The sequence below is a fragment of the Rahnella sp. BCC 1045 genome, from assembly GCF_019049615.1.
In the GTDB taxonomy this organism is placed as follows: domain Bacteria; phylum Pseudomonadota; class Gammaproteobacteria; order Enterobacterales; family Enterobacteriaceae; genus Rahnella; species Rahnella contaminans.
In genome coordinates this window covers 98324-109566 of sequence record NZ_JAFMOZ010000139.1, presented here as the reverse complement: position 1 = coordinate 109566, position 11243 = coordinate 98324, and the positions used below count along the sequence as shown (strand labels likewise).

General features: G+C 52.7%; 10 protein-coding genes. All 10 read left to right on the top strand.

The annotated features are described in order from the left end of the window. Nucleotides 1–4: 4 nt before the first annotated feature. Nucleotides 5–1792, top strand: coding sequence for an N-acetylmuramoyl-L-alanine amidase AmiB (gene amiB / locus J1782_RS20600; protein WP_217153826.1), 1788 nt, complete (start codon nt 5–7; stop codon nt 1790–1792). Between the two features lie 34 nt (nt 1793–1826). Continuing rightward, nucleotides 1827–3731 carry a DNA mismatch repair endonuclease MutL gene (mutL, locus tag J1782_RS20595; RefSeq protein ID WP_217153825.1) on the top strand — a complete coding sequence of 635 codons (1905 nt, stop codon included), beginning with the start codon at nt 1827–1829 and terminating at the stop codon, nt 3729–3731. Further along, nucleotides 3724–4665 carry a tRNA (adenosine(37)-N6)-dimethylallyltransferase MiaA gene (miaA, locus tag J1782_RS20590; RefSeq protein WP_165058827.1) on the top strand — a complete coding sequence of 314 codons (942 nt, stop codon included), beginning with the start codon at nt 3724–3726 and terminating at the stop codon, nt 4663–4665. The genes mutL and miaA overlap by 8 nt, the downstream gene beginning before the upstream one ends. Before the next feature lie 114 nt (nt 4666–4779). Continuing rightward, the gene (hfq, locus tag J1782_RS20585) at nt 4780–5088 is read left to right on the top strand and encodes an RNA chaperone Hfq (protein ID WP_013573763.1); all 309 of its coding nucleotides are present in this window, start codon (nt 4780–4782) and stop codon (nt 5086–5088) included. A 98-nt stretch (nt 5089–5186) separates the two neighbouring features. Next, on the top strand, nt 5187–6491 hold the full coding sequence (hflX, locus tag J1782_RS20580) for a ribosome rescue GTPase HflX (RefSeq protein WP_014333660.1): 1305 nt from the start codon (nt 5187–5189) through the stop codon (nt 6489–6491). 33 nt (nt 6492–6524) lie between these two features. Next, the gene (gene hflK / locus J1782_RS20575) at nt 6525–7817 is read left to right on the top strand and encodes an FtsH protease activity modulator HflK (RefSeq protein ID WP_217153824.1); all 1293 of its coding nucleotides are present in this window, start codon (nt 6525–6527) and stop codon (nt 7815–7817) included. A 2-nt stretch (nt 7818–7819) separates the two neighbouring features. Continuing rightward, the gene (gene hflC / locus J1782_RS20570) at nt 7820–8824 is read left to right on the top strand and encodes a protease modulator HflC (RefSeq protein WP_165058829.1); all 1005 of its coding nucleotides are present in this window, start codon (nt 7820–7822) and stop codon (nt 8822–8824) included. A gap of 94 nt (nt 8825–8918) precedes the next feature. After that, the gene (locus tag J1782_RS20565; protein ID WP_101078281.1) at nt 8919–9119 is read left to right on the top strand and encodes a DUF2065 domain-containing protein; all 201 of its coding nucleotides are present in this window, start codon (nt 8919–8921) and stop codon (nt 9117–9119) included. A gap of 144 nt (nt 9120–9263) precedes the next feature. Next, nucleotides 9264–10562, top strand: a complete 1299-nt coding sequence (locus tag J1782_RS20560; RefSeq protein WP_152325325.1) for an adenylosuccinate synthase — start codon at nt 9264–9266, stop codon at nt 10560–10562. 228 nt (nt 10563–10790) lie between these two features. Next, nucleotides 10791–11216, top strand: coding sequence for a nitric oxide-sensing transcriptional repressor NsrR (gene nsrR, locus J1782_RS20555; RefSeq protein ID WP_152325324.1), 426 nt, complete (start codon nt 10791–10793; stop codon nt 11214–11216). Nucleotides 11217–11243: the final 27 nt, after the last annotated feature.

Here is an 11243-nt window from a genome sequence, read left to right as displayed (position 1 = left end):
CGCGATGAACTTACGCTTCACCTCTCTTTTCCATTCAGCGGCAATACTTTTGTCGACGCTGCTGCTTTTTGTTGTTTTGATTCCGTCCGCCGCACTGGCGGCTGGTATGAAAAACATCAATGTTTCCAATGGCGCAATGCAGTCGACGGTGACGATTACCTTTGACGGCTCGCCGGATTATTCTTTTTTTCCGCTGCATAACCCCGAACGCGTTGTCATGGATATCCGTCAGGATGGCGTGATGAAAGGGTTGCCGCTGACATTTAACGGCCAGAATCTGGTGACCCGCGTGCGTGCGAGTACGCCGCCGAATGCGCAAAGTCAGCGTCTGGTTTTTGAACTGAATCAGAAAGTCAGAACCAACGCGACGAAACAAAAAGACGGCAGCCAGTACACCGTTGTGCTGACCATGAATGCATCGGCCGCACCGCGCCGCAATGCGCCGGTTTCCACGGTCACCAATACGCCGTCGCCGAATGCTACCGTCACGCCAGACGCCTCGCAAAAATCGAATCCGTTTACCAATGATCAGACGAAAGTTATCGCTACCACCGTCGCGCCGGACAACTCACGTTCTTCCACTGTTTCCACCAGCGACAGTAAAATTATTGTCGCGATCGACGCCGGTCACGGCGGGCAGGATCCGGGCGCTATTGGCGGCGGCGGCCTGAAAGAAAAAAATGTCACTATCGCTATTGCCCGCAAGCTTCAGACATTGCTCAACGCCGACCCGATGTTCAAACCGGTGCTGACCCGCGACGGCGACTATTTCATTTCCGTTATGGGGCGTTCTGACGTGGCGCGTAAGAAAAACGCCAACGTTCTGGTCTCCATTCACGCCGATGCGGCGCCAAGCCGCAGTGCGCGCGGGGCGTCGGTGTGGGTTCTGTCTAACCGTCGCGCGAACAGCGAAATGGGTAACTGGCTGGAACAACACGAGAAACAATCAGAATTGCTCGGCGGTGCAGGCGATGTACTGGCGAATACTGCGTCTGACCCTTACCTGAGCCAGGCGGTTCTGGATTTACAGTTCGGCCATTCCCAGCGCGTGGGTTATGACGTGGCGACCCGCGTTTTACGGGAACTTCGCTCGGTCGGCTCGCTACACAAAGCCAAACCGGAACACGCCAGTTTAGGCGTACTCCGTTCTCCGGATATCCCGTCTCTGCTGGTAGAAACCGGCTTTATCAGTAACTCAACCGAGGAGCGGCTGCTGGGCAGCAGCGCGTACCAGGATAAAATTGCACGAGCCATTCACATTGGCCTGCGTAATTATTTCCAGTCGCATCCGATACAAAACGGCCCAAAGGTCGAAAACCGTCCGCTGCTGGCATCAGCATCGGCGGCAAGTGATAGCGTAGCGGGAAGCGATACATCAGCCAGTTCTTCCGTCAGTCAGCCTGGCCCGATTGAAGCCACTGCGGCTTCCGGCGGGGCAACGCAAATCCACAAAGTCACCCGTGGTGAGACGCTGACCGGCATTGCCAGTAGCTACGGAACGACCAACGCGGCGCTGCGTGACCTGAATAAATTGAAAAAAGATGGCGTCTGGGTCGGCCAGAGATTGAAAGTGCCAGCTGGCACCCGCACTTCTACAGCATCGTCATCGCGCGCTTCTGCTACGACGGCCAAAGCAACGAAGAAACCGGCAAAACATACGGTGAAACGCGGCGACACGCTTTCCGCGATAGCGAGCAAATACGGTGTCAGCATGAATGACATCAAAACGGCGAATCACATGAAGTCTGGCGAGGTGCAGCTCGGCCAAACCTTAACGATTCCACAGTCATAACGGCGGTTTATAGCCGCCAGCCACAGGAGCCGATATGCCGATCAAGGTATTGCCGCCGCAGCTTGCTAATCAGATAGCGGCCGGTGAAGTTGTCGAAAGACCGGCTTCCGTGGTGAAAGAACTGGTGGAAAACAGTCTGGATGCTGGTGCGACGCGCATTGATATTGATATCGATCGTGGCGGCGCCAAACTCATCCGTATTCGTGATAACGGCTGCGGGATTGGTAAAGACGATCTGGCTCTTGCGCTGGCGCGTCACGCCACCAGTAAAATCACCTGCCTCGACGATCTGGAGGCCATTCTCAGCCTCGGTTTTCGCGGCGAAGCGCTAGCCAGTATCAGCTCGGTATCACGCCTGATCCTGACTTCACGCACCGCAGAACAACAGGAAGCCTGGCAGGCGTACGCCGAAGGCCGCGACATGGCGGTAACCGTCAAACCGGCCGCGCATCCGCAGGGTTCTACCGTTGAAGTGCTGGATCTGTTTTACAACACGCCAGCCCGGCGCAAATTTATGCGCACCGAAAAGACCGAATTTACCCACATTGATGAAGTCGTCCGTCGCATTGCGCTGGCGCGCTTTGACGTTTCCGTCAATCTCAGCCACAACGGCAAACTGATCCGCCAGTACCGCGCCGTGAAAGATCCGTCGCAGTCTTCCCGCCGCCTGGCCAGTATTTGCAGCCCGACGTTCGTTGAACATGCGCTGGAAGTTGAATGGAGCCACGGCGATCTGGCGATCCGCGGCTGGGTTGCTGACCCCACGGGTTCGCGCAGCCTGACTGACATGCAATATTGCTACGTGAATAACCGTATGATGAAAGATCGTCTGATTAATCATGCGATCCGCCAGGCGTATCAGGATCAGTTAAAAGACGATCAGCAGCCTGCGTATGTGTTGTACCTGGATGTCGATCCGCATCAGGTGGATGTGAATGTGCATCCGGCCAAGCATGAAGTGCGTTTCCATCAGTCGCGGCTGGTGCATGATTTCATCTATCAGGCTGTCATGTCTGTTTTACAACAGGCAGGCAATCCGGTGCTTGAAGAACCGCAGTTGCAGGCAGAAGCACCGCGCTGGCAGCCGGAAAACCGGCAGGCGGCAGGGGGAAATCATTTCTCACAGCCCGCAGATAAAAAGCCGGCTCAGCCCCTACAGGAAAATGTTTTTCCTGAAACTGCCCGAAGCAGCGCGCCGCGCGAACCGACATTCCGGAGTTCTGAACCGGCATACAACCGTAATGAAGCAAAGCCCTATCAGCAGCTTTTGCAGCCTGCCGCCGGGGATTTCTCTTTGCAGGAACCGGTTCCGGTCGTGGCACAACCCGCTAAGCCTGCGCCATCCGCCGCTCGTACACTGGCTGAACCGGCACTTGAAGCGCACAGCCAGAGTTTCGGGCGCGTACTGACGGTCTGTTCGGCGGAATATGCGTTGCTGGAACGCGGAAAGCAGCTGGTGCTTTTATCGTTGCCGGTGGCCGATCGTTGGCTGAAGTGGGCGCAACTGACACCGCCGGAAGAAGGGCTTCGCCCGCAGCCTTTGCTGATCCCGCTAAAGCTGACGTTGAGTAAAGAAGAAATCGCCGCGCTGGCGAGATATCAGACGCTATTACAGCATTTTGGTTTAGAAATGCTCAGCGAGTCACAGCGTGTGACGGTTCGCGCGGTACCTTTACCATTACGCCAACAAAATTTACAAAAGTTGATACCTGATCTGTTAGGTTACCTTGCTGTTCAGCAGGAGGTGACTTCTGATGCGGTAGCTATGTGGTTTGCCCGCCACTGTGGCTGCGAACACGAGGTCTGGTCAGTTTCACAAGCCATACAATTACTCACGGACGTTGAGCGGCTTTGCCCACATTTGGTTAAAGCGCCTCCCTCCGGACTTCTGCAACCTCTTGATTTACAGTCCGCGCTGGCGGCTTTTAAGCATGACTGATTCTGAAAAACACACCGCTCCCCCGGCGATCTTTATTATGGGGCCGACCGCATCCGGTAAAACCGCACTGGCGATGTCGCTGATGAAACATCTGCCCGTTGAGTTAATCAGTGTGGATTCCGCACTGATCTACCGTGGCATGGATATCGGCACCGCGAAACCGACGGCGGAAGAACTGGCGCAAGCACCACATCGTCTGATTGATATTCTCGACCCGACCCGCGCATATTCTGCGGCTGACTTTCGTGCGGATGCTTTACGCGAAATGGCAGAAATAACCTCGCGCAATAAGATCCCGTTATTGGTGGGTGGGACTATGCTTTATTTCAAGGCATTGCTCGAAGGACTTTCACCGTTGCCGCCCGCCGATCCGGCTGTGCGCGAACGCATTGAAAAACAGGCCGCAGAGCTGGGTTGGGAAGCACTTCATAGTCAGCTGAGCGAGATTGATTCCGTCGCGGCTATGCGAATTCATCCGAATGATCCGCAGAGACTGTCCAGAGCACTGGAAGTTTTTTATATTTCGGGTAAAACTTTAACGGAACTGACTAAAATTTCGGGTGAAACGTTACCCTATCGCGTTCATCAGTTTGCGATTGCCCCGACCCGCCGTGAAACATTACATGCGCGGATCGAGGAACGTTTTAGTCAGATGTTGTCCAATGGTTTTGAAGACGAAGTCAGAACGCTGATAGCTCGGGGCGATTTGCATACCGATTTGCCTTCTATTCGCTGTGTAGGCTATCGCCAGATGTGGTCATATTTGTCTGGTGAATTCGATTACGATGAAATGGTTTATCGTGGTGTTTGCGCGACACGACAACTGGCCAAACGTCAGATGACCTGGTTGCGGGGTTGGGAGGGTGTCGAATGGCTCGATTCTGAGAAGCCAGAAGAGGCCTTAAACCGTGTAATTCAGGTTGTTAGTGCATAGGTTGGGTGATTGTGTACAATTGATGAGTACTCAGCGCGCAAATTTTTTATGTGATTTATTTTCGAGCCGATAGGCTCAAAGTTACAAACAACAAACTAATAAGGAAAAGATAGAATGGCTAAGGGGCAATCTTTGCAAGATCCGTTCCTGAACGCATTGCGTCGTGAACGTGTTCCGGTTTCTATTTACTTGGTGAATGGTATTAAGCTGCAAGGCCAGATTGAGTCTTTTGACCAGTTTGTCATTCTGTTAAAAAATACGGTAAGCCAGATGGTGTATAAACACGCTATCTCCACCGTAGTGCCTTCCCGCCCGGTGTCACACCATAGCAATAATCCAGGTTCGGGCAGCACCAACAATTATCACCAAGGTAGTACTCCGTCTGCGCAACAGCCGCAGCAGGAAAACGATGACGCTGAATAAAGCGCAACGTTGGTCAACCACGAAGGGGTTCATAAGTATTCCGATTATGCTTATGCACCCCCGGCTGGCGAATTTTTCCCAAATGAGAGGTCGCAAGCTTGTTTGACCGTTATGAAGCCGGTGAGCAGGCCGTACTGGTTCATATCTATTTCTCGCAAGACAAAGACACGGAAGACCTGAGCGAATTTGAATCGCTGGTTTCTTCTGCAGGTGTAGAGGCGTTGCAAGTCGTCACCGGGAGCCGCAAGGCACCGCACCCTAAATACTTTGTCGGTGAAGGAAAGGCCCAAGAAATCGCAGATGCCGTCAAAGCAACGGGCGCTTCTGTCATCCTGTTCGATCACGCTTTGTCCCCCGGCCAGGAACGAAACCTGGAAGCCTTATGCGAATGTCGCGTTGTCGACCGCACCGGTTTGATTTTAGATATTTTTGCCCAGCGGGCACGAACTCACGAAGGTAAGTTACAAGTAGAACTGGCGCAATTACGCCACATTGCTACCCGACTGGTTCGCGGCTGGACACACCTTGAGCGTCAGGGCGGCGGCATTGGTGCACGTGGCCCGGGTGAAACCCAGCTCGAAACGGACCGCCGTTTACTGCGGGACCGGATTACTTTAATTCTCAGCCGTCTTGAAAAAGTGGCTAAGCAGCGTGAACAGGGTCGCCGTTCGCGCGTTCGTGCGGATATTCCGACGGTGTCTTTGGTGGGGTATACCAACGCCGGAAAATCTACACTCTTTAACCGTATCACTCAGGCCGATGTTTACGTGGCCAATCAGTTGTTTGCTACGCTGGATCCTACGCTGCGCCGCATTATGGTGGCAGATGTCGGGGAAACAGTGTTGGCAGACACTGTAGGGTTTATTCGTCACCTGCCCCATGATTTAGTTGCCGCCTTTAAGGCAACGTTGCAGGAAACCCGACAGGCATCTCTGTTATTACATGTGATTGATGCAGCGGACATCCGTGTTCAGGAAAATATTGACGCGGTTAATACGGTGCTGGCAGAGATTGAAGCAGATGAAATTCCTGCGCTGTTAGTGATGAACAAAATAGATATGTTGGATGATTTTGTCCCGCGTATCGACCGCAACGAGGAGAATTTGCCGGTCAGGGTCTGGCTCTCAGCCGTGACAGGTGAAGGTATTCCGTTGCTCTTTCAGGCGTTAACGGAGCGGTTATCTGGCGAAATTGCGCAGCATGAATTGTGCCTGCCGCCGGAAGCTGGCCGCCTTCGTAGCCGTTTTTACCAGCTTCAGGCCATTGAAAAAGAATGGATTGAAGAGGATGGCAGTATCGGTCTGATGGTGCGAATGCCCATTGTTGACTGGCGTCGCCTCTGCAAACAAGAGCAGGAACTGGAAAGCTATGTCCGCAACCAGAGCCTGTCTGATTTAGCCTGAAGAACACCAATCATAGAATAATGGAGCTATAACATGGCGTGGAATCAGCCCGGTAATAACGGACAGGACCGCGACCCCTGGGGCAGCAGCAATAATAGCGGCAACTCTGGTGGAAATTCTGGTGGAAATAATGACAACAAAGGCGGCCGCAATCAGGGGCCACCTGACCTGGACGATATCTTTCGTAAACTCAGCAAGAAGCTGGGTGGATTCGGTGGAAAAGGTTCAGGCAACAACAATAACAACAATGGCGTGCCAACCGGTTCTGGTCACGGGATGAGTGGTACCCGGATTGCGGGCATCGCGGTTGCCGCGGTGGTTGTGATTTGGGCGGCGACGGGCTTCTATACCATAAAAGAAGCTGAGCGTGGTGTGGTCACCCGTTTTGGTAAGTTCAGCCATCTGGTTGAGCCGGGCCTGAACTGGAAACCGACCTTCATCGATCAGGTTCGCGCAGTGAACGTCGAGTCGGTACGTGAACTGGCCGCGTCTGGTGTGATGCTGACTTCTGACGAGAACGTGGTACGCGTCGAAATGAACGTGCAGTATCGCGTGACAAACCCTGAAGCTTACCTTTTCAGCGTTGCCAACCCTGACGACAGCCTGAGCCAGGCAACGGACAGCGCATTGCGTGGCGTTATCGGCAAATACACGATGGATAAAATCCTGACTGAAGGCCGTACCACGGTGCGTAGCGACACTCAGCGTGTACTGGAAGAAACCATTCGTCCGTACAAAATGGGTATTACTATTCAGGACGTCAACTTCCAGACCGCGCGTCCGCCGGAAGAAGTGAAAGCTTCCTTCGATAACGCGATTGCCGCCCGTGAAAGAGAGCAGCAGTCTATTCGTGAAGCAGAAGCTTACGCGAACCAGATCCAGCCTCTGGCAAACGGTGAAGCACAGCGCTTGCTGGAAGACGCGAAAGCGTATAAAGACCGTACCGTTCTGGAAGCGCAGGGTGAAGTGGCCCGGTTCTCCAAATTGTTACCAGAATATAAAGCCGCACCGGAAATTACCCGCGAGCGTCTTTATATCGAAACCATGGAAAAAGTCCTCAGTCACACCCGTAAAGTTCTGGTGAGTGACAAAGGAAATAACCTGATGGTATTGCCACTGGATCAGATGCTGCGCGGAAATAACGCGGCAGCGAACGACACCAGCAAAAATGATGATGCAGGTTTGTTACCTTCTGTGCCGGGCTTGACCAGCAGTAATGGCAAAAGCAGTGCCGATAACAGCAGTTCCCGTTCGTCTGGCAGTGTCATGGACCAGCGCCGTGCTAATGCACAGCGTGACGATACACTTCGCGTAGGGAGAGAATAACAATGCGTAAGTCATTTTTACTTATCGTCGTTGTGGTGCTGGTGGCGCTTTATGCTTCACTGTTTGTGGTTCAGGAAGGTCAGCGCGGTATCGTGCTGCGTTTCGGCAAAGTCCTGCGCGACAGCGATAACAAGCCTCTGGTGTATGCGCCGGGTCTGCATTTCAAGGTTCCGTTTGTGGAATCTATCAAAATGCTCGACGCGCGTATCCAGACCATGGACAACCAGGCTGACCGATTCGTGACCAGCGAGAAGAAAGACCTGATCGTCGATTCCTATCTGAAATGGCGTATCAGCGATTTCAGCCGTTACTATCTGGCAACGGGCGGCGGGGACGTCTCTCAGGCCGAAGTTCTGCTGAAACGTAAATTTAGTGACCGTTTGCGCTCTGAAATTGGTCGTCTGGATGTGAAAGACATCGTGACCGATTCCCGCGGTCGTCTGACGCTGGATGTGCGTGACGCGCTGAACACCGGTAGCGCAGGTGATGAGCCGGAAGCGACAACCGAAGCTGATGATGCGATCGCGTCTGCGGCGAAACGTGTTGAGCAGGAAACCAAAGGCAAACAGCCTGCGGTGAACCCGAACAGCATGGCGGCGCTGGGTATTGAAGTGGTTGACGTTCGTCTGAAACAAATCAACTTGCCGGAAGAAGTGTCCAGCGCGATTTTCGACCGTATGCGCGCAGAGCGTAATGCGGTGGCATTGCGCCATATTTCTCAGGGTAAAGAAGAGGCGACTAAGATTCAGGCAGCGGCGGATTACGAAAGAACCCGTACAGTGGCTGAAGCAGAACGTACTGCCCGTATCACCCGCGGTGAAGGCGATGCCGAAGCGGCGAAACTGTTTGCTGATGCATTCAGCCAGGATCCGGACTTCTACGCATTCATCCGTAGCCTGCGTGCTTATGAGGCCAGCTTCAAGAGCGGTAACGATGTCATGGTGTTAAGCCCTGACAGCGACTTCTTCCGCTTTATGAAGTCACCTGACCAGCTAAAAAACAAATAATTGCTGATGCAATTTCCAAAAGGCCCTTCGCGGGCCTTTTGTCATTTCTGAAACTCCTTTTCCTGTTGAAGGGAATCACTGAGACGCATTCACCATGAATTCGACAATCTGGCTGGCGCTGGCCTTAGTTTTGGTTCTGGAAGGCCTGGGGCCGATGCTTTATCCAAAATCGTGGAGAAAAATGATCCTCACTCTGGCGAATCTTCCGGACTCCGTTTTACGTCGTTTTGGCGGGGGTCTTGTGGTCGCAGGCTTCGTAATTTACTACATGTTGCGTGGTCGTCTGGGTGGTTGAGGTTTTGTTACGTTCAGCGTGTCACGTCCTGTTGAGACCGGTAGCACGCAATTAAAATTTTTCCCGCAAACGTGTGCTAAAAGTACTGGAAAGCACAGAATGAGATGTTAGAATCCTTTTTTAAGCAACCTGGTGATTCTTGAGATGGGTAAGAACGTCGTCGTACTCGGCACACAATGGGGTGATGAAGGGAAAGGCAAGGTCGTAGACCTGCTTACTGAACGGGCTAAATATGTTGTGCGCTATCAGGGCGGTCACAACGCCGGTCACACTCTGGTTATCAACGGTGAAAAAACCGTTCTTCATTTAATTCCGTCTGGCATTCTGCGTGAGAACGTGATCAGCATCATCGGCAACGGTGTTGTTCTGGCACCTGACGCTTTAATGAAAGAAATGGGCGAACTTGAAGCTCGTGGCATCCCTGTACGCGAACGTCTGTTACTGTCTGAAGCTTGCCCGCTGATCCTGCCTTACCATGTCGCACTGGACATGGCGCGCGAAAAAGCGCGTGGCGATAAAGCTATCGGCACGACCGGTCGCGGCATCGGCCCGGCTTATGAAGATAAAGTTGCCCGTCGCGGTCTGCGCGTTGGCGATCTCTTCAACAAAGAAACTTTCGCTATCAAGCTGAAAGAAATCATCGATTATCATAACTTCCAGCTGGTTAACTACTACAAAGTAGAAGCCGTTGATTTCCAGAAAACGTTGGATGATGTCATGGCTATCGCCGACATCCTGACGGCTATGGTTGTTGACGTGTCTGAGCTGCTGGATGGCGCGCGTAAGCGTGGCGATCTGATCATGTTCGAAGGCGCACAAGGTACGCTCCTGGACATCGACCACGGGACTTATCCGTACGTAACTTCTTCCAACACCACCGCTGGCGGCGTTGCTACCGGTTCAGGCATTGGTCCGCGTTACGTAGATTACGTTCTGGGTATCGTAAAAGCTTATTCCACCCGCGTGGGGGCAGGTCCGTTCCCGACTGAACTGTTCGACGAAACCGGCGAATTCCTGCGTAAGCAAGGTAACGAATTTGGTGCGACCACCGGTCGTAGCCGTCGTTGCGGCTGGCTGGATATCGTTGCCGTACGTCGTTCTGTGCAGATCAACTCCCTGTCTGGTTTCTGTCTGACCAAACTGGACGTGCTGGATGGACTGAAAGAAGTGAAGCTGTGTGTCGGTTACCGCATGCCTGATGGCCGCGAAATGACCACCACCCCGCTGGCTGCAGAAGGCTGGGAAGGCATCGAGCCAATCTACGAAATCATGCCAGGCTGGACCGAAACCACCTTCGGCGTGAAAGAAGTCGAAAATCTGCCGCAGGCAGCGCTGAACTACATCAAGCGTATCGAAGAGCTGACTGAAGTTCCGGTTGATATCATTTCGACTGGTCCGGATCGTAGCGAAACCATGATCCTGCGCGACCCGTTTGACGCATAACAGCCTGAGCTGATTGTGTAAAAACGTCATAACCGGGCAAATTTGCCCGGTTTATTTTTTTCTGACCTTCCACGCTTGTTTACTTCCCGCGAAGCATCCACTATCTAAATGATTAGCTGCAAAGTTCGCGGCTGGTTTATCATCAAAGTGTCATAATAAACAATCATCTTCACCCTGTTGTCATTGCTGACGTGGAAAGACCGGGTAAACAACTACCCAGAGGTATGTGTGCAGTTAACGAGTTTTACTGATTATGGTCTGAGAGCGTTGATTTATATGGCATCCCTGCCAGGCGATCAGATGACCAACATTTCGCAGGTCACCGAAGTTTATGGTGTATCGCGCAACCACATGGTGAAAATCATTAATCAGTTGAGCCGTGCGGGCCTGGTCACCGCTGTCCGTGGAAAAAACGGGGGCATTAAACTGGGGAAACCCGCGGAAATAATCCGCATTGGCGATGTGGTTCGCGAACTCGAGCCGCTTTCACTGGTTAACTGTGACAGTGATTTTTGCCATATCACGCCCGCTTGCCGGCTAAAACAAGTCCTGCACACTGCTGTAGAACATTTTCTTGATGAGCTGAATCAGTACACTCTGGCCGATATGGTCAAAGATAACTCAACGCTCTACAAATTATTGCTTGTTGAATGAAAGACTTTCAACAAACTGCTGATGACA